We start from the raw sequence: 23,647 nt of genomic DNA on the forward strand, positions 1-23,647 counted from the left end.
ATGTGTTCTGGATGATTGAGAGGGTACTGCAACTGTAACTTCAACATCGAGGTTGAAATCTCAATAATATTACATGAATATAGTATATAATATAACATCAAAGTATTATATCTGTCGATATTGAGATAAAACTCTATTATTTTGATAATAATGTGTTATATAAGTTGACACGTTAGCGGAGATAAATTATACTAAACCTATCAAACAACAAGGAAGTACATACCGACAACACGATTGTCCGTTCCACTGGGATGGCGAATGGTTCAAGGACGAAAGGGGCTTTTCCTCTCGCAAATGAGCCGCACATAATTGGAATCGCCGTTCGAGTGGAGCGTTTGGATGTGCTCAACTGATCCATTCGTTCCCCCACCCATCCCGGTTATTCATTGCTGGGACTCCCTATATGAAGTTGTCCGACCATACCCCAGGACTTCTTCACATTTTTGCCCGGCTGACTTCGGCCAGGCTTTTTTTTTTTTTTTTGCCTGTCATTATCACCAAGGTCAGATCCCTGCTCTTCGGCGAAGAGCATGTACCCCTAGAAGTAACAGGGGCAAACCTATGCCAAATGTCATATCGAAATAAGGCCAATATGCCGTTATGCGTTGAAAGAAGTGCGTAATATTCGGGGAAAACAAAGTGGCGGAAGCGGCAATAATAAAAGCCAATGGCAAAGCGAGTGCCCGGAAATCTTTCAGTTTGAGTACTTGCGCAAGACCGAGTTGAAGAATATATACCAAAACCGATGTTTTTATAAATACCGTTAAGATCCACATGACGGCCATTATCGCTTCTAGTCTTTCAATAAAACGGCCAATGCTAATTTGTGTGGCGAGCGCATAGCTGGGATACATATATCTGGCCGTAAAATCGGAGCCAAGCACTAAGATGCATAATGCGATAATGACGACGAGAACGATTCCGCCAAGCAAAGCCCCCAATACAAAATATTTTCGAAGCTTTTCCGTCTTATTGACGTAGGGAAAAATCATCAAAAACGCGACCAACTCTATATAGGGGTTGGTTGCGGAGAAAAGGGACCCTCGTATAACCGGCTTTATTCCTTCCATAAGGATCGGCTGCAATTGTTTGGCCTCCGCCAGAGGTAGAAGAAACAGGACAAGCCCAAGGAAAAGCAGTACAAACCATGGGAAAAAGATTTCCCCGGCTCTAGCGATGGTTTCAAGTCCAAGCCGCACGCCCATGACGATGACACCCAGAAATAATATATGGATGGCGTCGAGCGGGGTTTCCGGCATGATCTGCGTAGCCATAAAATCGCCGAGTACCCTGACAAGTGCCGCAGCGTTAAAGAAAATATAAGCCAAAAAGAAGAGAGAGGCCGCTGTTCCGATCCACGCTCCCAATATTTTGGTATTGTATTCAACCAGGTTTAAACGAGGATACAATCGGCCAACCGTTCCGATCAAATAAACAACAAGCAGTCCGATAAGCAATCCTACGATGCCGGACAGCCATGCGTCCTGCTTTGCCTCCAATGCGGGGATAGCCGGCAAAATGAGGATCGAATCGCCGATTGTTATAAGAGCGACCAGTATCGTAAACTGTCGAATGTTAATTATGCCTATTTCCAGCATCTGTTCCGAGACTCCCTTAGCTCAAAAGTTTCATTGCGGCATCGCTGATCGGCTTGTAAATCCATGCTAGCAAATCGAGTGGATTCGGGATGGGCGCATTCATGGCAAGCGCGAAGCTGAGTCCTGCCCCGGCCAGCAGCAGGATGGCAAATACCCACAGTTCCTTCACTAATTTTTTTTTCCAAAGCTGAGGAACATCAAGTATCGCGATAAGGGCGGTTACCGCAACTATCCCACTAATTTTCCACATCGAACCGCTCCTTTATTTTTTTAATTCTTCCAGATATGAATTGTTTACGGTGCCGAGACGCCGAATCTTGATATCGATATTCACGTTTACCGGGAGATTGACGAATTGTTTATCCCATTGTTTTTCTAACTTTTTCCACGTTTTCGGTTCCGTACGACGGAGAACTTCTCCAAATCCGAAAATGTCCACTTTGTATTGTTTTTGTACCCTTTTGATTGCCGCTTCGATAAACCCCTTCACTACACCCTCGCCTATTGTTTCGAGTTCCTCGATCGATTTCGTATCGGTCAGATCGATGCGGCATGCGACTTCTCCGACGTTCGCCTCCATTCGAATGTTCACATCGATCGCCGGGGTGCCATTCACGAGCTTTCCTTTGACGTTCGTTTTCGAGCGAATGACCTCTACGGATAATCCGCCTCCATCCGGGCATAGCTCATACCCGACCGTATTTTTTACATTATCTGTGATATAGTTATATGCCTTGCTTTCGGTCTCATTTAACCAGCCGATAAGTTTATCACCGTTAAATACCGCCAATCCGTCAGACTTCAGTCGGCTTTCTTGTTCGATGGCTTCGACGTTTTTCATCATTGTCCCGGTTTCGATGTCTCCTGTTGCTTTGACGCCGGTTAATACGAGGTGTTTGCCTTTGCTGGTCAGGTCGGAAATCAGCTTGTTCAACGTGACTTTTACCGTGGGCGCCCAGACTTTCTGTGAAGCTTCGAGGGAATCGAACAGCTCGATAGTCGGGATTATTTCCAGTGAGGTCATAATGGACAGAAGTTTTGCCGCTTCGCCCTCTTTCGCAACTACTACGTTGAAATCTTTGCGAAACTCATGATCCCGTGACATGAAATCGAGCACGTCCCCAATGCCTTTTCTCGCCATTGATTCGCCGATCACAAGGACTCGTACATGGGAACTATAAATTTTCCGCGGACTTTCCTTCGTCATTTTACGCAGCGCTTCAAAAACGGAAGCTCCGGTAGCCCGATATAAGACAACCGGTGAACGATTGCCGGTGCCTTTTTTCGAACCAGCCTCCCCCGGGTTGACCACTTGTACGGATACTTCGTAGCTGTCCCCTGCTTTATCAATGCCATATCCGACTGCGATCGCGAGCGTATTTAATTCCCTGCGGTTCCAACACCCCGTAACGGTTGCGAGTAGGACGGCAGATAGAAACAAAAAGAATAGCTTTCGTAACATGAATATCCCCCTTTTATTGAGCTGTCGCGCGGATGCCAGTCACCATCGAATGGCTCTTAATTCCGTGTATCCGGCTTCGGGGGCGCATTTCGTTCGCGTCTGACGTTCTTCTGACTGATCAGCCTGGGACGGGATGACATGGCCCATTGAGGTACCCGAAAGATTGTATCCTTCAGATCGTCGACAATAATGGGAGCAAACGGACTCATGTAAGGGACGCCGAACGAACGCAAGCTGCACAAGTGCAGTACAAGCGCAATGATTCCAATGATAATCCCGAATATGCCGAAGGAAGCGGCGAGACCCATTAAGGGGAATCGCAGCATGCGAACCGCCATGGACATGTTGCCTGCGGGGAAAACAAAGCTCGAAATCGCCGTAATCGAGACGACGATGACCATGGCAGCGGACACGATGCCTGCTTCAACCGCTGCTTGCCCGATGACGAGAGTTCCGACGACCGATACCGCTGGCCCGATCGCCCTCGGCATCCGCAATCCGGCCTCCCGCAATATTTCGAACGTCACTTCCATCATGAGCGCTTCAATAAAAGCGGGGAAGGGCACGCCTTCCCGTTGACTGGCTAATCCGATCAAGAGCTGTGTAGGCAGCATTTCCTGATGAAACGTGGTGATGGCGATATATAGCGATGGACCGAGCAGAGCGATTAAGAAGCCGATGACACGAAGGACGCGGATGAAACTGCTGATGTCGGCACGTTGAAAGTAATCTTCACTGGAATGAAAGAAAGAAATGAACAACGCAGGGACAACGAGTACAAACGGCGTCCCATCCACCAAAATGGCAATTTTCCCTTCAAGCAGCTCAGCCGCGATCACATCCGGACGTTCCGAATTGTAAATGGTCGGAAACGGCGAGTATGTTTCATCCTGGATCAGTTCCTCGATATAGCCGCTTTCGAGAATGCCATCAATGTCGATGCGATCGAGACGCTGGCGCACTTCTTCGACAATTTTGTCGTTGACGATGCCGTGAATATACATGACGGCTACGTTCGTTTTTGTCACCCTGCCGATTTGTTTTCGTTCGAGCCATAAATTCGGATCTTTGATCTTTCTCCGGATTAATGCCGTATTCGTTAGCAAGTTTTCCGTAAAGCCTTCTCTCGGTCCGCGAACGACCGATTCAGTGGCGGGCTCGCTCACGTTGCGGCTGTCCCAACCGCCCATGCCGATCATAAAACCATGTGCATATCCATCCAGCAAAAGGATGACATCGCCGGACAGGAGGGAAGTAAAAAGCGAGTCAAACTCCTTTACATCCTGAATGTCTCCTACCGTAAGGATACAGTCTTTCATGTCCTGTAATAGATTTGGACCCGTAAATTCGGTGCTCGACATGAGCGATTCCATGATATGTTGTTGAGCGGATTTGGTATCGACCAGCCCTTCGGTATAAAAAATGGCTGCGTGAAGCTGTCTCCCTGGTCCGATTCGAATTTCCCTGATCACTATATCGCCGCTGTTTCCGAGTACTTCCTTAATCTGCTTAATATTTTCCGGCAAGCTGGTTGTTAGATATTCGGATTGAACCGGCTGCTGGCTTACAGAGTCATGTACTGGCAAGCGTTTAGCGTTAGCTTTTCTTCTCATGAATTTCATAGATCCGTCCTTCTTCCAACCTGAGCTGCCTAGCTTTTCTATTATGTCCCGCTTGCAGAATTATTAATTCGAGGACCGGGTCCTCTGATCATCATGCTTTTTTTTCAAAGAATCGACACCGAGCAATAGCGTTAGCGAACAAGTGAAGCAAATCGTGTCAGTTGGCTTATGAATGAAGGGGATAGGGTTGTACATATACTGTATGGAGGAGGGGTGTGAACGAATGGAAAAGCTGTTAAAGAACCGATTGTTTGTTATCCTGATCTATGTGCTGCTTGGCTTACTGGTCCTGTTCATGCTGCAGCAGATCAAACCTATGCTTGGTACGACGTTCTCGTTCATTAAGGCCGTGCTTACGCCTTTTCTTATAGCGGTTATTATATCTTATGTCCTAAACCCGATCGTCAATATGCTCAATAAACGCAAAGTTCCGCGAACGATTGCGGTATTGTTGATCTATGCTGTATTTATTACTAGTGCAATTGTTGTTCTGATGAATCTAATTCCGATGTTCATGAAGCAGGTCAAGGAATTGAACGAACATATGCCCGATCTGACGATGCGTGCACAAGGCTTATACGAGGGTCTGAACGATAATCGAATGATACCGGAGAGTGTTAGAATCGGTCTTGAGAAAGCAATGATCAAAGCGGAAGATAACCTCACAGCAACAATCACCAACCTTGTGAACAGCATTGGGTCGACGATTAATATGGTGATGGTTGCCTTTATCGTACCGTTCCTGGCTTTCTATATGCTCAAGGACTTTCAACTGATCGAGAAAACGATTCTAACCATTCTTCCAAAGGGGAAACGAAAAAGCGCAATAAAGCTTGTTAAAGATATGGATACCGCACTGGGCAACTATGTTCGAGGTCAATTGTTGGTCTGTGTTGTGGTCGGGCTGTTGGCCTATATCGGCTATTGGATCATTGATATGCCGTATGCCTTGCTGCTTGCAAGTATTGTAGCGGTATTCAATATCATTCCGTATATGGGTCCATTTTTTGGAGCTGCGCCTGCCATTATTATGGCATCCACCATCTCCCTCAAGATGGTTATCCTAGTTGCGGTTGTTAATCTGATTGTACAAATTCTCGAGGGAAATGTAATCTCTCCGCAAGTAGTGGGACGTTCCTTGCATCTTCACCCCATGTCGATCATCTTCGCCTTGTTGGTGGGCGGAGAGTTGGCTGGTATAGTGGGCTTGATCCTTGCTGTGCCTTGTTTCGCTGTTTTGAAAGTAATCGGTCAGCACATTTTGGCTTATTATGTATCGAGAAAGCCGACTACTTGAAAGTCTCCTATGGACGAGCTGCTGCATATAATGCAGGCTTGCGATCGAAGAATGGGGCGACCCCACCTTGCGTGCGATTGATACGCAACAGCTCGAGATCTGCAGACGCGGTTGCCATACTGCTTCGATTGACGGCGCCTTGCGCCAAAATTCCGTCTGCGGGGAAAGGTTGATCGCATGGCGCGAAGATCGCGGCCTGACTGTACCCTGCATCTACCTGAGCTACATCAGGCATGCTGCCTACAATTCCGCTAAGCGCAACATAGAGCTGATTCTCTATGGCTCTTGCCTGACTGCAGTTACGGACGCGGAAGTAACCAGCGGCGGCGTCTGTGTAAGAAGGACACAAAATAAGCTCAGCGCCCTTCTCAGCCATCAGCCTTGTGCCTTCTGGGAATTCAATATCATAACACACTTGGATTCCGATTTTCCCAAGCTGGGTATCGAATACATCGAATCGATTTCCTGCGAGCAGAGGCCAGGCTCTCTGTTCTTCGGGGGTTAAATGCACCTTCTTATGACTTTCGATTCGACCATCAGGGAAGAATAGAAAGGCTTCGTTGTAATAATAACCTTCAGGTGCGCCTTCACGATTTATATGAGTTCCGGCTTGAATCATTATTCCGGTTTGCTCACTCCAGGCTTTGAATTTCTCCATATAGGTTGAGGTATAGCTATGTAATATTTCGCAAGCCTCTGCGTTCGATACGGCTGGATGAAGGGATAACAAATGTCCCGTCATATATTCGGGGAATACGATGAGCTTGGCTTGCTGCTTCAGTGCGCGTTCAATATATCGGCGGACGTGGGTCCAGAAGGCGTTCTCGTTCTTCAATGGGCTCACTGCATATTGCACAGTTGAGATTGTGCTGTTGGTCCTATTAATTGTAGTCATTTCGTCATTCTCTCCTTGGTTTGCTTATGGGGATTATTCCAGTGCAATAATACAGCCTTATGGCAAGATTCTGCATCATCTAGATAGTGATCTAATACTTGAACAGGGAGCATACCTTGCTTCAACATAAAAGTTAAAACCAAATCCTTCAACGTGCCTTCTTGGACAAGCTGTACATAATGCTCGGCACTCATTTGATCAGCTACGGTATGGTAGCCGGGGATACGGCAAGAGGCAATAAATCTTAGCAAACCGGCCTGCATGACCAACTGCTTGCGGGCTTCGTACAAGGCGTGAGCAATACCTTTGCCGCGAAAAGACGGTCGCACACAAAGGTCGATCCCGTACAGGCTGTCTCCGTCCGGTTCATGGCTTCCGCGGATGTACCCATGGTCTGCAACTTCTTCCCATGTATGCGGTTCGCCTGTATAGGTGATCAGCAGCGATGTAGCAGAGCCAGCGATTTCGTTATCGTATATGGCAACCATAGCGCCCTGAGGAAACGTTTCAATATGGGCTGCGATCTGATCTTTGGACCACAAAAGCTCTGCCGGAAAAGGGGGAGGAAATGCTTCCCTTTGCACTTGCAGCAAACCATCCAGATCCTCCAATGTATAGGGACGAACGATGATTGACATGTTTGACCTCATTCCATATTTGCATAATGGATGTACTTCTTCCTGAGCGGATGTACTAATTATAACATGAAACTTTTGACGATCCATGTCGTATATAACATTAGGTAAGGCTGTAAACAACTGGATACGCGGAGGAGGGAATATGGAGGCGATTTATTGGGCATGTCTTAGCGGAGGAATACTATTTGCGGTGGTTACGGTTATTTTTGGCGATTTAATCAGTAATGCGGTGCATGGGGCGCTAGACTTCTTATCTGTAGATGGTCTTCCTTTTCTGCAACCGATGGTGATTGTTTCGATCATTACCGTATTCGGCGGAGCAGGGCTTATGCTCGAGCATTACGCTGCCTTAGCGGCTTTACTGGATGCTGTTATTGCCATCATTGCTGCTGTGCTTATCGGCATTCTCGTTTTTATGTTCTATGTGCGTCCGATGCAGAACAGCGAGAATTCCACCGGGTATTCCATTCATGATTTGTCAGGGAAGTTGGGTGAAGTATTGGTGCCAATCCCTGCTCGCGGGTATGGTGAAGTGCTAATCCGCACAGGCGCGGCCAATACGAATCAAATTGCTGCCAGTTACAATGGGGAGGATATTGCATCAGGAGCAAGAGTTGTAGTTGTCGAAGTAAGAGAAGACACTTTGTATGTGTCGCGGATTGAATAAGGTTTCTATTGAAAGGAGCAATTATACATATGAGTTCTGAGTACGAGTTTTTGATTATTCCAGCTATCGTGGTTGGTGTTATTATCGTGTTGGGATTGGCATTCTGGGCGCGTTATAAGACGGTTAGTCCGGATGAGGCAATGGTTGTAACAGGTGCATTTCTAGGTACCAAGAATGCATTAATCGATGAATCTGGCCGCAGGATCAAGATCGTAAGGGGCGGCGGAGCGTTCATCCTGCCGATTTTCCAAAAAGCCGAATTCCTGTCCTTACTATCCCACAAATTAGATGTGTCAACTCCAGAGGTATACACGGAGCAGGGCGTTCCGGTTATGGCGGACGGAGTAGCGATTATCAAGATCGGAGGTTCGGTTGAAGACGTCGCGACTGCTGCTGAGCAGTACATGGGGAAACCTCCTGAGGCGCTCCGACTGGAAGCACAGGAAGTGCTGGAAGGTCATCTCCGCGCCATTCTAGGTACCATGACGGTAGAGGAAGTTTACCGTAATCGCGATAAATTCGCTCAAGAGGTGCAAGGAGTAGCTGCTAGAGATCTTAAGAAGATGGGGCTGCAGATCGTATCCTTTACGATCAAGGACGTGCGTGACAAACAAGGTTACTTGGACGCTCTTGGTAAACCGCGTGTGGCTGCAGTTAAGCGGGATGCAGAGATTGCCCAAGCTGAAGCGATTCGTGACGCAAGAGTGCAGAAAGCCCGTGCTGAAGAGGACGGACAGAAGGCGGAGCTTCTGCGTGATACCAATATTGCGGAAGCGAACCGCGAGAAGGAATTGAAGGTAGCTTCCTTTAAGAAGGACCAGGATATGGCCAAAGCGGAAGCGGATCAGGCTTATCATATTCAGGAAGCGCGCTCCAAGCAAAGTGTGGTTGAGGAGCAGATGAAGGTCGAGATCGTTCGCAAGGAGCGCGAGATCGATCTGGAATCCAAAGAAATATTACGCCGTGAGAAGCAGTATGACGCTGAGGTCAAGAAGAAGGCAGATGCGGATCGTTATGCCGTTGAGCAAGCTGCAGAAGCGGACAAAGCGCGTCGTATTCGTGAAGCGGATGCTACACAATATAAGATCGAAGCAGAAGCCAGGGCGAATGCGGAGCAGAAACGACTGGATGGTCTTGCTGTAGCTGATGCGGAGCGTGCCAAAGGTACTGCCGAGGCGGAAGTTATTCGACTGCGCGGTCTTGCGGAAGCAGAAGCCAAGGAGAAGCTGGCGGAAGCGTTCGAGAAGTTCGGTCAAGCAGCGGTCCTCGACATCATCGTGAAGATGCTGCCTGAGCTTGCAGGTAAGATTGCTGAGCCTATGAGAGGCATTGATAAGCTTACGATTGTTGATACCGGGCATGGCGAGGGTGCAGCACGGGTAAGCAATTATGTAACTTCGCTTATGGCGACCGCTCCTGAGATGCTGAAGAGTGTGTCTGGTCTTGACGTGGAAAAGATGATTCAGGGGCTTACAGGCAAGTTCGGCGCAGCACAATCACCAACAACAGCTCCTGCTCCGATATTGAACGCAGCGCCAACGATCAAACCTACCGAGACGCAAAACTAAATCCTGCTCGTCAAAAAGAGGAATTCAGCAGCCGGACGTAGAAGTTACGTCCGGTCTTTAATTTACTGTGGAGGTAGTTACATTTTGAGATACAATGGATTATTTTGGGGATTTCTATTTTTCTTCGACTTTCGGCTGAGCGGGATTGATATTTTACCGGATTCCATCGGTTATGTCTTGATGGCTATTGCATTTGCCAATCTGGATGCACAAGGCTCTTACTTCCAGAAGGGGAGACGAATGTCGGTCATTCTGGCGGTTTTGTCCATCTTCGATTTCGTTCAGTTTAATTCGGGCGGGCCGGCAAGCACGTTTAGCTCGATCCTGACTGTGCTCTCCCTGGTCATTTGGTTTATGAACGCGAAGCTGGTGTATTTGATCTGTATGGGACTGGCGGCGCAAGCACGTGATAACGACTTATCGGTATTGGAAGAAAAGGCTCTGTTCCGTTGGAAGCTATATCGCATTCTGGTTGCAACTACGCCCATTCTGATGGTGTTTTCTTTGTTTGCCAGCCCGCTAGTAACCTTGCTGTTCCTTCCTATTTTTGCGTATACCGTTATTGTGCTGATCTTGATGATGGGGTTAATGAAACAAGCAGAGTCTACTTTACCCTAGACTGCTCTATTCAGTCGGTCTTAGGGATCGTGCAGTATTTACTCTTGCTTTGACGGATTTCGCATACTCAGAAGGTGCTGCCCCGGTTGCTTTTTTGAATGCTTTGGAGAAATAGTGAACACTGCTGAAGCCGAGCAATCGTGCGATTTCGGTAAAGTTACTGTTGTCCTCGCGAATAAGCTGCTTCGCTCTATCCATCCGCATTCTAGCAAATGTCTCCATGACGGGCTGACCGGTTTCTTTCTTGAACTGGTCCTTTAATCGGGTCTTGGCTATGTGCAGCGCCTCACTGATCTGCTCAAGCGTAATATTCTCGTGTTGATGGTTTTCCAAATAATTCAGTACATTCTTAACGAGCAGGTGACTGCTCTTTTCTTTTGCCGTCGAAGACAGGTCGGATGTCTTAGCCAGCTTCTTGAATGGTCGAAACTCATTCCTGCGCAACAGTCGGATGAGGAAGGTGACGAGATAGCTCTGAATGAGCTGCTCGCTGCCAAGCAAGGCGTCTTTTCTTCTGGGAAGGGGATGGGTAAAAGGAAATTCAAAAGCATTCATCCCTTCCTCAACAAGCATAGCTAGTAGATTGCGTTCATCGTCCTGCAGGGCAATAACTTGATTCTCGAATCGCTTCATCGCTCTGGAATTACAGTCGAAGGTCATGACGATGACACTTGGCGCAGTGCCTTTCCCGGCATGAAAGCGGTGAAATTCGTTAGGCTTGTGAAAAATGATGCTCCCTTGCTTGAGACAATAACGATCGTTATCCGCCGCAACCTCGATCTCGCCTTTATCTACGTACAAGAACTCCCAGAAATCATGCTGCTCTCCCCGAAATACATATCCTTTACCGAATTCTAAGTAATACATCGTAATTAATTTATTGATTACAATGGTCGATTTAAGCCGCGTTCTAATATGTTCCAAGGCATGGATTCCCCTGTAAGTGATTTGTATTCATCATAACCTGTCCTAAGCATTGAGGGAAGATTTCTTTGGGCTGATTTAACAAATAATCTGGCTTTCCTGACAAAGCCAAGCAAACAATCCTCCCCTATAATGAGGGTGTTCATTCCAGTTGCATATTAGGGGGAGTTTCATTTGAAATTAGGCGTTATTGGATACGGGAGCAGGATCGCGCATGTGATTAATGAGCTGCAGATAGAGCATCCTTCTGCCAAGATTACAGCTGTTGTAGACGTCAGGCAAGAAGAGCTGAAGCACAAGCATGAGCAATTTCGTGATGGCCAAGTTACCTTCTTCGATTCACCTGAAGCTATGATCGAGGGCGGGAATGTAGACGGAATACTTATTGGTACTCGCTGCTCCCTGCATACGGAAATGGCCCTCAAGGTACTGCCGAGCGGAATCCCGTTATATCTGGAAAAGCCAGTGTCCACGACGATGGAAGACTTACGCCGGTTGAAAGCCGGCTATGAAGCATCTCAGACACAGGTAGTGGTTTCATTCCCGCTGCGGGTCACAAGTCTGGTACAGATTGTGAAGGAGATTGCCGATTCTGGAAAAATAGGAACCATTGAGCACGTTCAAGCCGTTAATAATGTGCCATATGGGAACGTGTATTATCAGAATTGGTATAGGGATGAGGCCGAAACCGGCGGGTTATTCCTGCAGAAGGCAACCCATGATTTTGACTATATCCAATATGTAATCGGACAACAGCCTGCAGTCATCAGCGCAATGAAATCGAAGCAAATATTCAAAGGCTCGAAGCCTGCCGGACTGAAATGCGTCGATTGTGACGATAACCGGACCTGCTTGGAGAGTCCGCTAGTCAAAAAAGATGCTCAAGCCACTTGGGAATATTGTTGCTTTGCTGAAGATACCGGCAACGAAGATTCGGGGAGTGCATTAATCCAATATGAGAGCGGTATGCATGTCTCTTATTCGCAAAATTTCTTCGCCCGTAGAGGTGCCGGTACTCGTGGAGCACGCTTCCTAGGGTATAAAGGAACAATAGATTTCGATTTCATGACGGGTAAAGTCAAAGTATACATGCACCACACCCCTCGAGTGGAAACCTATGAGTTCACTGCATCAGACGGACACTTTGGAGGAGACTCCACTTTGGTGCGTAACTTTGGTGATGTAATCTTAGGAAATGCTAAATCAATCAGCAGCCTGGATGATGGCATGTTAAGTGCGCTGCTCTGTTTGAAAGCCAAGGAATCTGCAGAGACACATACGTTCCAGACCATTAGTTGGTCATAATAGGAGCCATCGTATTAGTGGGGAACGTTACTTCCTAGCAGCGTAAACAACCGTCCGGTTCCGGACGGTTGTTTATGCATAGGAATTGAAGCCAGTGACCAAGTCGTGCGGTCTTACACGGCAGAACGTTCCAGGGTCATCGTGATCATACTTTTTCCTTTCGGCACATCGACCACTAGCTCAATGAAAGCTCGGCCGAAACGCTCTCTTGGGGTAATGCTTCGCACCGTAGCGCTGTCACCGGTTGCATTCGTCCAGCCTCTCTGATCAGAGTCTGGAATTAAGAGAGTCAATCCCTGAACCGCTTCGGCGGTCTCCACCGTAAGGCGGCCATCTGGAGCAGCATGAACGCGAATATTCCGACGTGTACGCACCCAACGATCGATAGCTTCGCTAGTCCACCACTCCATGCCGAGCTCGCGGCCATACTGGCATAGCTCGACCATGAAGTCTCCGGCCGTCTGTGCAGCTGAGCCTAGAGAAACTACCCCTGGGTGGAAAAGAAAATGAGCCACCCCGTACACATCGTAGCTTCTGCGAAGCAACAGTTTGGCTTCCTGGGCCGAGCACCGCAACGGCATAGGCGGATCCCAGGCCAAAGTAGGCAGACTGATCACATCATACCTGCGGTTACGCTCGGCTGGAGAAGCAACCGGAACATACGGGTGGCAGGTCCCGAAGAGGAAGCCTTTATTGCCTTGTTTCGTTCCGCCCTTGCTCTGCTCGACCCGGACACCGGAACGCTCGCACCAATCATAGAAAGCCGTATCGCCCTCCCAACGCAAGTAGTGGTTCTTGTTGCTTACGATCTCATATCCAGGCACCTGTGCCTGCAAATAATTAAGCTGATAGCGGTAATCGCGCTCCGACCAAGAGCTTTCAGGGATCTCTGTACCGAGAGCATTGTAGTGAAGAGCAATTTCATGCCCCTCAGCCTGGATCCGATCGTAGATGCTGTCCGGATAACCAGGGGCGATCGTACACCATGTAGAGGGCACACCGGCTTCGGCGAGCTTGTCGAGCATAGTTTCGGCCTGTTCTACCACATTGCCGTCTGTATCATGCGAGATATGTCCGATTGCCGTCAATCCGTTCGGCCAGAACCAGGTTTGAGCTTCGCTTAACCCGACTCGCTGCTGTAGGTCATACAACACCCGTGCGAGCAAGATGCGCATCTCGTCTAGAATGGGATGCAGATAGAAGGGAGCAGCCCCATCTGGCGCTGTGTCTCTGTCATAGTGCCAGTCTAGGACTGTACCGTCGTCTGTTTTGAGAAACCCTTCGTTGATCAAGCCGCTGGAGTCCGGTGAAGGGATTCCATCCCGCACGACGGACACGCCTTGCTGAATCAAACATACCGTTTTCATTAGATCGAATCCGATCCATGCAGCGATACCGCTCCCTAAGCTGCGGCTTGTATACGCTGGATGTTGTGTCACTGCACCGCTCAGACTTCTCCACTTGCCCATACTTATTACGTCATCCGCATCCAAAACAGCAAGTGTTGCATTGAAGCTGTGGAAGGAGCTTTGCAGGTCCTGCGTAAGCAAGTCGTTACCCCAGATAATCCAGCCTTCGTTCAGCACTCCCTCTGAATGGATACCTAGTGTATGTTCCAACCCATAGATGTGCGCGATAGCCAGCAATGCATTGCCTGATTCACAATATGTTGCCGCAGCTTCACTCCATGCTTCGCTTGCCTGTGCCCCGATCACAATGGTAATCCCGGAAGGCTGCTCCTCAATCCAACGCTCTTGATCCCACAGATCAAAGGAGTAGCCAAGATAGTTAAGCATTTCAAATAAATAAGGGCGATAATCGTCTCTGCCTTCGCTCCAAACCCTCTCGCAATCGATCTGACTCCAAACTATATGTAGCATCACGTATCTCCTCTGTCCGGCTTCGACTTATAATTGGTCTTCACTCTTGTGATTACGGCTGCGATTCTTTAGCTTCTGAGTTACGTTCTCTACTTCCTGCAAATATTCCAAGGCGCATTGCACCATAATGTCCAGCACTTTCATCCCTTTGTCTGATGTAGCCTCTTCCGGAAAACCCCAGTATCCATCCTCGGTAATCTCAGTCACGTCGAAATAATCCATGAATGCTTGCGGAACAAATTCAGGGTTGTGCTGCGGTGCAATCTCCCGAACGTGCTCCGGGTGAGTATGAAGCATGATAGAGGTTTCGAATTCGCCCCCGTGAACATCGTTGCGCAGATGTTTGAACACTTCTCCATGTCTGTGCATGGCTACATCGGCATGAAGCAGTACCGTCTGCATGCTGTCGAGATCACGATTCAGCTTGCGTACCGTGGGCTTAATAATCCAGTTGCCTCCGTGAAAATTGACAATAATCAGCTTCTCATAACCGGCGTACTGCAGAGATTCTGCTATATCGCGCAGGACTAGCGCTAACGTATCCGCCTTTATGTAGACCGTACCTCCGCCTTTGCGATGCTCGATCGAAGACGTAATCGGAATGACGGGGAGCAAATAAGCGTCCAGTTGCTCTGCAATGCGGCTGGCGAATTCGTGAGCAAGAATCGTGTCTGTCCCGACCGGCAGATGGCTGCCATGCTGCTCAATGGCCCCGACTGGCAGGACTGCTGTTGTACAAGCGGCTTTCTCGAAATCTCTGCGCGTATTATAGATCGTTAACATGGTTGCCTTCTTTCCGGCTAACAAACTGCCGAGTATAGGATGGGTTTCAGTTCAGCTGTAAGCTCGATAATTACAAGTTAATTCATATTAATTACTTGTAATTACAACATATCACCTGTAAAATCGAACTGTCAACCTGATTCATAGCATAGGAAATGCCCATTCCTCTTGGCTTTATATGGTTTAATGGACAATATTCCATCATTATGCTAGGTTTGCCTAAAAACAATGTTGCCGGAAGGATGCTACATTTTGACAAGCAAATTTCTTCGTTCCACTTTTCATGAGCGCTACAAAATCGTTTACAACCATCTCAGGTCGGCTATTATATCTGGCGAGATTATGCCAGGTGAATATTTGCCGTCGGAGAATGAGTTGGCTGCGCGCTTCGAGCTGAGCCGTCCGTCTATTCGCAAGGTGCTGCTTGCTCTGTCCGAAGAAGGAATGGTCCGAATTGAGAGAGGTAAAGGAACCATCGTCCATGATCAACTGACAGCTATGGAAACTGTCCGCTTGTTCTGGCCGGGTTCTTCCTTTGAATATGCCCCCATTAAGCATGTAGTTGAAAGATTCAATCAAATATCCAGAACAGCTAGAGTCGAGGTGATCCCTTATTCCCAGGAATCTACTTTCGATCTTCTGAGTTCTAACAACGAGCTGAAGCCGGATCTGATCGCATTAGGCAATACGGCGTTCATGGAGCTTAAACCCGAAGAGATTGAACAATATTTGCAACCGATTGTTTTGCCAGATCCGGACTCCATTTATCCGGCATTCCTAAGGGCATATTTAAGTAACGGTCAGCTGTACAGCGCCCCCATTACCTTTACTCCGATTGTGTTGGCCTACAATAAGTCTCTTTTCAATCAGGCCGTAGAGCCGTTCCCGGATGATACATGGGATCTCGAAAGATTGCTTACTGCCGCCAAGCGGCTCACCCAACGAGAAGGAGATGCGCTGCCTCACTCATACGGGTTCTCCTTTTCGACTTCGCTGAATCGTTGGCCTGCTTTGATTCTTGCGAATGGAGGCCGATTCGATGAATTGCTGGACCCCGATGACGACAACAGTCCTGCTTATAAGGCGTTAAATTATGCGATGGAGATGATGTATACCCATAAGGTGGCGCCGTTGTTCTCAGCCAGTAACGGTTATGTAGGGGAAACGATGTTTACCCGCGGGAAAGTAGCCATGATTCTTACCTCCTACAATTTCATGGGTCAATTCAATCAGATCGACTTCGACTGGGAGTTTTGTGCAATTCCTTCCATAAGCCCGGCTTGCAGAACCCTTGGCATCTCCTCGGGCATTTCTATAGCTGCGCAATCTAACAAGAAAGAAGCAGCTATGTCCTTTGTACGGTTTGTCTTGTCTGATGCGATTCAGGCTTACTTGAAGCTGGACTCCTTCTCGCTGCCTGTTGTCAAACATGTGGCTTCCAGCAGGAAATACCCCCATAATCCGTATGGCCGCAATGGTTACTACACCTTTGAGAAGCTGATGGACGGGATGCAGACATTAGCCGATTGTTCCCTCGGGTACGAGGAATGGATCCTTTATCAGAATGAGCTGAACATGGCGTGGGCAGGAACAGTATCCGTACGGCAGGCATTAACAAGAGCGAATGAGCTGGCAGGAGCGGACTGAACAAGCTGGTGGTTATGTGCAGTACAAAAAGGGTGTGGGATGAAGCGGAGAAACGAGGGGTATACTCTCGCGTTCGGGTTCCTACCTCCATTAATAGAATTAAGGAACCCAAACACAACAGACAAGTGTTACTTATCAGTCAATAACTTCATTACACGCTCGAGGAATACTTCTGGATCTATTGGTTTGGATATAAAGTCACTCACCCCTGATTTAACTGCTTGACTTAGATTGACCAAGTTGGCGTCTCCGGTGACGATCAGGACAGGGATCTTATTCGTAACGGGCGAGCTTTTCAAGCTCTCCAACGCGCTTAGACCATTCATGCCAGGCAAATTCAAATCGACAATTATGAGGTTATACAGGGGGTGCAGCATTTTCTGGAGAAAAAATTGTTCTGCATCATCATAGACGTCGACCTGGTACTCTTTTAACTCAAGCACTTGCTTAACTAACCATCGGAATGGAGGACTGTCGTCAACGACAGCAATTCTGCGGTATAATGGGTTCATCTGGTAATTCCTTTCTGTACAATATAACATTCTCAACTAATCAGTGAAGGAGGGACTGACGGATGTCGAATCCCGATTATGAATCCAAAATGAATCGCATCATTAAGACGTCGCAACAAATGTACTTAAAAGATGCTGCTCCGCGTATAGTCGCTGTGCAACAAACACTAGATGAATGGAAAGCAGGAGAAATACCTGATTCCGATGCAGTAGAAGCAATCTTCTTGCAGATCCACACGATGAAGGGTGTTGCGCTTACTATCCATTTTGAACCAATGCATCGAATTTGTGAAGCATTAATTGAGCTTCTTGACCAAGGAGATTTAGCAGGGGCTGAGAATTTAATTGAGCAGCTGCCAAATAAGCTTACTGAGTGTGAAACATTCCTGATAGCATAAGTTGACAACCTGTCTTGCATCTCCGTATAATAATTTAGATAACTTGATTCCATATCATGAATACGTGGACGAAATCGAGTAAGCCGAAGACCTTACGCAAGAGAGAAAGCTCCGGCCGCCCTGATCGGGAAGGCTTCGTGGTGAAAGAGCTTTTCATAAGAAGATCGGCCGAACGCTAATTTCCGAGTGCGGGGACAAACCTGCCGGTTGGACACCGTTAATATCCGAACAAAGGCGATTGCACATAAGACAACTACTGTTGTCCCGCAATAACCAGGGTGGTACCGCGAGTCGAACTCGTCCCTGCTTCAGGGGCGGGTTTTTGTGTTTTTTTAGAGCTGTTTATGAATTTATTTCCATTGGAGGCTGCTGGTATGAAGGCTAGTGAAATTCGTAGCAAATGGTTGGAGTTTTTTGCAAGTAAGGGACATAAAATAGAGCCCAGCGCATCACTTGTCCCTCATAATGATCCTTCGTTGTTGTGGATCAATGCGGGGATGGCTCCGCTCAAGGCTTATTTCGATGGAAGGGTAAAGCCCGAGAATCCGCGAATCGCCAATTCGCAGAAATGCATTCGTACCACTGATATCGAGAACGTGGGTAAGACTCGCCGTCACCATACGTTCTTCGAGATGTTAGGTAACTTTTCGATCGGCGACTATTTCAAAGAAGAAACTATTACTTGGGCTTGGGAATTTCTGACCGATCCGAAGTGGATAGGCTTCGATCCGAACCGTCTATCGGTTACGGTGTATCCAGAGGATGAGGAAGCTTACGCATTCTGGAATAAGAATATCGGGATTCCCGAGGAACGCATTTACAAGCTGCAGGAAAATTTCTGGGATATCGGTGAAGGCCCTTGCGGACCTTGTACGGAAATTTTCTATGATCGCGGCGACAAATATGGGGATTTGAATGATCCTGAGTGTTGGCCTGGCGGGGAGAACGAACGGTTCCTGGAGGTATGGAATCTCGTCTTCTCGCAGTTCAACCATAACAAGGATGGAAGCTACACGCCGCTGCCGAACAAGAACATTGATACTGGCGCCGGATTAGAGCGTTTTGCTTCTATTCTGCAGGATGTGGATTCCAACTTCGATACCGACTTATTCCAGCCTATGATTCAGTACACATGCAAATTGGCAGGCATTAAGTACGGAGAGAATGAGCAGTTCGACATCGCGCTTAAAGTTATTGCGGATCATATTCGCACGGTAGCTTTTACAATTGGCGACGGAGTACTCCCATCCAATGAAGGACGCGGTTATGTAATGAGACGTTTACTTCGCCGTGCTGTTCGTTATGGCAAAGTGCTAGGCATGGAGAAACCATTTCTGTATCAGTTAACTCCTATCGTGGGTGAAGTGATGGGCGTGTACTATCCTGAGGTTGTGGAGAAACGTGAATTCATAGAGAAGGTGATCCGCACCGAGGAAGAGCGGTTCCACGAGACGCTGTCTGACGGACTGGCTATTTTGAGCGGAATGATTGCAGAAGCACGTCAAGCTGGAGTTACATTCATCAACGGAGCTAACGCATTCAAGCTGTATGACACCTACGGTTTCCCCCTCGATTTGACCGAGGATTTTGCGGTGGAGAACGGCTTGACGGTCGATCGCGAAGGCTTCGAGGCCGAGATGGAGGAGCAGCGCAAACGGGCGCGCTCCGCTCGTCAGGATACTGGCAGCATGAAGGTTCAGGGTGGTGCTTTGGCTGATTTTACGGTTAAAAGCGAGTTTGTTGGTTATACTGATTTGGTAACTACTGCTAAAGTGACGGCGATCATTCATAACAATGAGCTCGTTGACATTATCGGAGCGGGGGAGACTTGCCAGATCCTATTGGACCGAACGCCTTTCTACGCTGAAAGCGGAGGTCAAGTGAGTGATCACGGAACGATTCGCACCTCTGGCGCTGAAGCAACGGTTGAAGAGGTGTTCAAAGCTCCTAATGGGCAGCATGTGCAGTCTGTAACCGTTGTAAAAGGAACGATCCGAGTAGGTGAATCCGTTACAGCAGAAGTATCTGCTTCGCTGCGCGAAGCTACTGTGAAAAATCACACGGCAACTCACTTGCTGCACAAAGCGTTAAAGCAAGTTCTGGGCGAGCATGTTAACCAAGCTGGATCTTTAGTTGAACCAGACCGACTGCGCTTCGACTTCTCGCATTTCGGGAGCGTTGCCGGAGATGAACTTGCCGATATCGAGCGTAAAGTTAACGAGCAAATATGGAAACAGACCTCTGTCGTGATCGAACAGAAAGCGATCGCGGAAGCGAAGGCGATGGGTGCTATGGCACTATTCGGCGAGAAATATGGCGATGAAGTTCGAGTTGTGCAGGTAGGCGATTACAGCCTTGAGCTCTGCGGCGGATGCCATGTGCGCAATACAGCAGAAATCGGCTTGTTCAAGATTGTAAGCGAAAGCGGTATTGGCTCCGGTGTTCGCCGGATTGAAGCGGTAACAGGACGCGGCGCTTACTTATATATGGAACAGCAATTACAACTCCTTAAGGAATCGGCAGGATTGCTGAAATCAGGCATAGCCGATGTGCCGAAGCGGGTTGAAGGTTTGCTTCAACAGTTGAAAGAAATGGGCCGCGAGAATGAATCCCTTCGCGGGAAGCTGAGCTCAGTGGAAGCCGGGTCTCTAACCGATCAGGTGAAAACTGTAGGCGGCGTTACCCTTCTAGCCGCCCAAGTCAATGCAAGCGACATGGATTCACTGCGCACCATTGTCGATCAGACGAAGGCGAAGCTCGGCTCAGCGGTAATCGTACTTGGCGCGGTCAGTGAAGACAAGGTGAACCTTGTTGCAGCTGTCACACCGGATCTGGTAGCCAAAGGCTATCATGCCGGCAAGCTGATCAAGGAAGCGGCTGCTATATGCGGAGGCGGAGGCGGAGGACGTCCTGATATGGCTCAAGCCGGCGGTAAAGATCCGTCTAGGCTGAAGGAAGCCCTTCAAGCGGTTGAACGTCTGTTAGAAGGAAATGCATAGACCTTGTCGTTGCTTTGTCAAGAGGTCGAAATTGTGAAATTTTCTGCAGTAAACAGGAATTTTACACTAAGCAGAGAATAATACAGTTATAGAGGTTATAATGGGTTTAGGAACCGGGGGTGCTTGGCGATGAACCATATGGACAAGACAATGAAGTTTGATGTAACGGCTGAAGGTATCGAGACATCGTCCAAGGAAGTACTATTAACCGTGTATGATGCGCTTCAGGAGAAAGGCTATAACCCGATCAATCAGATCGTAGGTTACTTGCTCTCAGGCGACCCGGCTTTCATTCCGCGTCATAATAATGCGCGCAGCTTGATTCGTAAGCGGGAGCGGGATGAATTGATCGAAGAGTTGGTACGCAGTTATTTACAGCAACACAAATAAGAGTGGAGCCGAGCGAGGATCTTGTGCTTTAAGAGCCGTTAGAAACTTGTAGCTCCGAGCCTTGCATAAGTCCCTTCAGCCGCTGTTGAAACCGTGTATTTTTGATTGTATTTGTGGTGAATACACGGTTTCAAAGGCGGCACGTGGACTTTACGGGACTTATGCAAACTCTGCGCTATCGTTTCTCGAAGGTTAAACCAAGAGATCCTAGCTGGCAGGGAAGAGACAAGAGTAAATGGTAAGAATCATGGGACTTGATTACGGAGATAAAACAATCGGTGTAGCAGTAAGCGATGAGTTTGGCTGGACTGCGCAAGGCCTGGAAACGGTTCGGAGGAAAAAACCCGAAGACGACCTGGACCGGCTCGAACAAATTGTGAACCAATATAGCGTTACAGAGATTGTCCTTGGGCTGCCGAAGAATATGAATGGCACCATTGGCCCAAGGGGTGAAATTTGCAAGGAATTCGCTGCAACTTTGCAAAACAAATTCGAACTGACGGTACACCTTTGGGATGAAAGGCTAACAACGGTTTCTGCACAGCGTACTTTAATAGAAGCTGATGTGAGTCGAAAGAAACGCAAGTTGGTTATTGATAAGATGGCCGCTGTGTTGATTTTGCAAGGCTTTTTGGACTACAAATCGAAAAGGTGAGGTGTACTATGTCTAACGACAATAAGAACTTAGAAGAACCGGAAATCATCTTCATTCCAGACGAGGAAGGCAATGAAGAAGAATTCGAAGTCATTATGAAGTTTGAATTAGACGATTCGGATAAGAAATATATGATGGTTGTCCCTGTCAATGGCGAAGAAGAAGAAACAGATGAAGTGTATGCTTTCCGTTATGAAGAAGACGGAGACGATCTTCAACTGTTCACGATCGAGGATGAAGCAGAGTGGGATATGGTTGAAGAAACTTTCAATACATTAGTCGCCGAGCTTGAGGAAGAGGATCAAGAGAAATGAGTGCGAATGGATTTCTGAATGCGATCGAGGTTCGAACCCTCAGGGATCTATATGGGAAAGATATCGTGTTGTTCGATGAACAAGGCGAGTCGACGGTTCATCGCATCCTAACCGAATTTACGTTCGAGTCCCAGACCTATACGGCTTTACAATCCGAAGCGCTTCGGAAAGAACACGAGGTTGCCTTGTTTAAGGTGATCGTTAAGCCAGGAGAAGAACCGGAATTGCAGACAATCGAAGATGATGACGAGTGGGAGACCATCTCTGAGATCGTCGACGATCGGATGTATCCAACGAAGGATTAGGACGAGCGAGCGGTTACCAACCGCTCTTTTTTGTGCTTGAAGGAAGAGATGTCCGTATACTTATCATGAGGAGAGGAAAATGGAAAATCGACGAAGTCGTGTCAAATGGATCGTATGGACGATCATTGTACTGATTCTGCTTGGAATCGGAGCGGTTGGCGGAGTAGGATTATATGCTTCCTCCTCCATGAAACCTGTCGAAGCACAGGACAAAGAGATTGCACTTATGATTGAACCAGGATCTGGTTCGTCAGAGATCGCAGATTTGTTGGAACAGAATGGACTTATTCGCGATGCCCTAGTTTTTAAAGTATACTTAAAGTATAAGGGTGAAGGCTCCAGGTTTCAGGCAGGTCAATATGTATTTCGCCCAGGTGAGACACCGGACGGAATCATTGCTCGTTTGAACCAGGGAGATACCGTCAAGACTGAAATGCTGCGCTTTACAATTCCAGAAGGGTTCACGATCTTGCAGATTGCGGACAAGCTCAGCGCGCAAGGGGCTGTGAATCGTGACTTATTCCTCCAAGCGGTAGATGCCAAAGGTGCTTTTATGGAAGGCCACCCTTCGGTTGCACTCATTCAGGAAATTCCAACGATGAAGCATCGTCTGGAAGGGTACTTGTTCCCGGAAACGTATGAGATGAAGAAAGACAGCACCGAGCAAGATATCATTGAACGTATGCTGCTGGAGCTTGATAACAAGCTTAAGAGCTTGCCGCCTGATTGGCAGGAGAGGCAGAAGGCGCTTGGTCTGAGCTTCCATCAACTGATGACCGTAGCTTCTTTGGTCGAACGAGAAGTTGTAGTGGATGACGAGCGTGCCTTGGTTGCGGGTGTAATCTTGAATCGAATGAAACAGAACATGAAGCTGCAGATTGATGCAACTGTACAATATATGCTGGATAAGCCGAAAGAACGGCTTTTTGAGAAGGATTTATTGGTCGACAGTCCTTACAATACTTATATCATCACTGGCTTACCGCCGGGGCCTATTGCAAGTCCAAGCTTAAAGTCGATTCAAGCGGTCCTATATCCGGCCGAGTCCCCCTATTTGTTCTATGTTACGAAGAAGGATGGCACCCAATCGCATTATTTTGCCGAAACGTATCAGCAGCATTTGAATAATATCGACCTAAGCAACAAGAAGAGGTGAATGTTTTGACAGAG

At 47.7% G+C, this 23,647-nt stretch carries 23 protein-coding genes; 13 read left to right on the forward strand and 10 right to left on the reverse strand.

What is annotated here, in order from left to right:
- Positions 1-503: 503 nt before the first annotated feature.
- Genes AC58QD_RS10175 through AC58QD_RS10190 form a run of 4 tightly spaced genes read right to left on the reverse strand, consistent with a single transcriptional unit; the run spans position 504 to position 4,682 of the window.
- On the reverse strand, positions 504-1,598 hold the full coding sequence (locus tag AC58QD_RS10175; protein WP_497332681.1) for a GerAB/ArcD/ProY family transporter: 1,095 nt from the start codon (positions 1,596-1,598) through the stop codon (positions 504-506).
- 16 nt (positions 1,599-1,614) lie between these two features.
- Positions 1,615-1,848 carry a hypothetical protein gene (locus AC58QD_RS10180; protein ID WP_497332683.1) on the reverse strand — a complete coding sequence of 78 codons (234 nt, stop codon included), beginning with the start codon at positions 1,846-1,848 and terminating at the stop codon, positions 1,615-1,617.
- Between the two features lie 12 nt (positions 1,849-1,860).
- The gene (locus tag AC58QD_RS10185; protein WP_497332685.1) at positions 1,861-3,060 is read right to left on the reverse strand and encodes a Ger(x)C family spore germination protein; all 1,200 of its coding nucleotides are present in this window, start codon (positions 3,058-3,060) and stop codon (positions 1,861-1,863) included.
- 56 nt (positions 3,061-3,116) lie between these two features.
- On the reverse strand, positions 3,117-4,682 hold the full coding sequence (locus AC58QD_RS10190; protein WP_497332687.1) for a spore germination protein: 1,566 nt from the start codon (positions 4,680-4,682) through the stop codon (positions 3,117-3,119).
- 223 nt (positions 4,683-4,905) lie between these two features.
- On the opposite strand from AC58QD_RS10190, the gene AC58QD_RS10195 reads away from it, so the two are divergent.
- Positions 4,906-5,979, forward strand: a complete 1,074-nt coding sequence (locus AC58QD_RS10195) for an AI-2E family transporter (protein WP_497332689.1) — start codon at positions 4,906-4,908, stop codon at positions 5,977-5,979.
- 7 nt (positions 5,980-5,986) lie between these two features.
- Here the strand turns inward: AC58QD_RS10195 and AC58QD_RS10200 are convergent, their stop codons facing one another.
- Together AC58QD_RS10200 and AC58QD_RS10205 are read right to left on the reverse strand one after the other, a co-directional pair.
- A complete protein-coding gene (locus AC58QD_RS10200; RefSeq protein ID WP_497332691.1) occupies positions 5,987-6,874 on the reverse strand; it encodes a carbon-nitrogen hydrolase family protein in 888 nt (295 codons plus the stop codon).
- Entirely contained in the window at positions 6,871-7,512 is a 642-nt protein-coding gene (locus AC58QD_RS10205) for a GNAT family N-acetyltransferase (RefSeq protein WP_497332693.1), read from the reverse strand. The genes AC58QD_RS10200 and AC58QD_RS10205 overlap by 4 nt, the downstream gene beginning before the upstream one ends.
- Before the next feature lie 142 nt (positions 7,513-7,654).
- On the opposite strand from AC58QD_RS10205, the gene AC58QD_RS10210 reads away from it, so the two are divergent.
- From AC58QD_RS10210 to AC58QD_RS10220, 3 genes are all read left to right on the forward strand, one after another.
- Complete coding sequence (locus AC58QD_RS10210; protein ID WP_497332695.1) at positions 7,655-8,179, forward strand: NfeD family membrane protein; 525 nt, start codon at positions 7,655-7,657, stop codon at positions 8,177-8,179.
- A gap of 29 nt (positions 8,180-8,208) precedes the next feature.
- Positions 8,209-9,747 carry a flotillin lipid rafts scaffold protein FloT gene (gene floT, locus AC58QD_RS10215; RefSeq protein WP_497332697.1) on the forward strand — a complete coding sequence of 513 codons (1,539 nt, stop codon included), beginning with the start codon at positions 8,209-8,211 and terminating at the stop codon, positions 9,745-9,747.
- A gap of 84 nt (positions 9,748-9,831) precedes the next feature.
- Positions 9,832-10,365 (forward strand): hypothetical protein, encoded by a 534-nt coding sequence (locus AC58QD_RS10220; RefSeq protein WP_497332699.1) that lies wholly within the window; start codon positions 9,832-9,834, stop codon positions 10,363-10,365.
- A gap of 6 nt (positions 10,366-10,371) precedes the next feature.
- Here the strand turns inward: AC58QD_RS10220 and AC58QD_RS10225 are convergent, their stop codons facing one another.
- Positions 10,372-11,289, reverse strand: coding sequence for an AraC family transcriptional regulator (locus AC58QD_RS10225; protein ID WP_497332701.1), 918 nt, complete (start codon positions 11,287-11,289; stop codon positions 10,372-10,374).
- Positions 11,290-11,463: 174 nt separating this feature from the next.
- Between AC58QD_RS10225 and AC58QD_RS10230 the strand changes: the two genes are divergently transcribed.
- Positions 11,464-12,594: a Gfo/Idh/MocA family protein gene (locus AC58QD_RS10230; protein WP_497332703.1), complete on the forward strand. Its 1,131-nt coding sequence runs from the start codon at positions 11,464-11,466 to the stop codon at positions 12,592-12,594.
- A gap of 113 nt (positions 12,595-12,707) precedes the next feature.
- Here AC58QD_RS10230 and AC58QD_RS10235 read toward each other — a convergent pair whose 3' ends face one another.
- Both AC58QD_RS10235 and AC58QD_RS10240 read right to left on the reverse strand, forming a co-directional pair.
- Positions 12,708-14,474: a polysaccharide deacetylase family protein gene (locus tag AC58QD_RS10235; RefSeq protein WP_497332705.1), complete on the reverse strand. Its 1,767-nt coding sequence runs from the start codon at positions 14,472-14,474 to the stop codon at positions 12,708-12,710.
- Between the two features lie 27 nt (positions 14,475-14,501).
- Positions 14,502-15,257 (reverse strand): creatininase family protein, encoded by a 756-nt coding sequence (locus tag AC58QD_RS10240; RefSeq protein ID WP_497332707.1) that lies wholly within the window; start codon positions 15,255-15,257, stop codon positions 14,502-14,504.
- 252 nt (positions 15,258-15,509) lie between these two features.
- On the opposite strand from AC58QD_RS10240, the gene AC58QD_RS10245 reads away from it, so the two are divergent.
- Positions 15,510-16,904, forward strand: a complete 1,395-nt coding sequence (locus tag AC58QD_RS10245; RefSeq protein ID WP_497332709.1) for an extracellular solute-binding protein — start codon at positions 15,510-15,512, stop codon at positions 16,902-16,904.
- A gap of 128 nt (positions 16,905-17,032) precedes the next feature.
- Here the strand turns inward: AC58QD_RS10245 and AC58QD_RS10250 are convergent, their stop codons facing one another.
- A complete protein-coding gene (locus AC58QD_RS10250) occupies positions 17,033-17,416 on the reverse strand; it encodes a response regulator (protein WP_497332711.1) in 384 nt (127 codons plus the stop codon).
- Positions 17,417-17,478: 62 nt separating this feature from the next.
- Between AC58QD_RS10250 and AC58QD_RS10255 the strand changes: the two genes are divergently transcribed.
- The 7 genes from AC58QD_RS10255 to mltG all read left to right on the forward strand — a co-directional run bounded on the left by AC58QD_RS10255 (position 17,479) and on the right by mltG (position 23,633).
- A complete protein-coding gene (locus tag AC58QD_RS10255; RefSeq protein WP_497332713.1) occupies positions 17,479-17,814 on the forward strand; it encodes an Hpt domain-containing protein in 336 nt (111 codons plus the stop codon).
- A gap of 374 nt (positions 17,815-18,188) precedes the next feature.
- Complete coding sequence (gene alaS / locus AC58QD_RS10260; protein ID WP_497332714.1) at positions 18,189-20,813, forward strand: alanine--tRNA ligase; 2,625 nt, start codon at positions 18,189-18,191, stop codon at positions 20,811-20,813.
- Between the two features lie 129 nt (positions 20,814-20,942).
- Positions 20,943-21,203 carry an IreB family regulatory phosphoprotein gene (locus tag AC58QD_RS10265; RefSeq protein ID WP_497332716.1) on the forward strand — a complete coding sequence of 87 codons (261 nt, stop codon included), beginning with the start codon at positions 20,943-20,945 and terminating at the stop codon, positions 21,201-21,203.
- A 235-nt stretch (positions 21,204-21,438) separates the two neighbouring features.
- Positions 21,439-21,858, forward strand: coding sequence for a Holliday junction resolvase RuvX (gene ruvX / locus AC58QD_RS10270; RefSeq protein ID WP_497332718.1), 420 nt, complete (start codon positions 21,439-21,441; stop codon positions 21,856-21,858).
- 8 nt (positions 21,859-21,866) lie between these two features.
- Positions 21,867-22,172, forward strand: a complete 306-nt coding sequence (locus AC58QD_RS10275; protein ID WP_497332720.1) for a DUF1292 domain-containing protein — start codon at positions 21,867-21,869, stop codon at positions 22,170-22,172.
- Positions 22,169-22,477 (forward strand): DUF1292 domain-containing protein, encoded by a 309-nt coding sequence (locus AC58QD_RS10280; protein ID WP_497332722.1) that lies wholly within the window; start codon positions 22,169-22,171, stop codon positions 22,475-22,477. The genes AC58QD_RS10275 and AC58QD_RS10280 overlap by 4 nt, the downstream gene beginning before the upstream one ends.
- A 79-nt stretch (positions 22,478-22,556) precedes the next feature.
- On the forward strand, positions 22,557-23,633 hold the full coding sequence (mltG, locus tag AC58QD_RS10285; protein ID WP_497332724.1) for an endolytic transglycosylase MltG: 1,077 nt from the start codon (positions 22,557-22,559) through the stop codon (positions 23,631-23,633).
- Positions 23,634-23,647 lie beyond the last annotated feature (14 nt).

It is taken from the genome of Paenibacillus sp. J2R1T-4 (assembly GCF_059692235.1).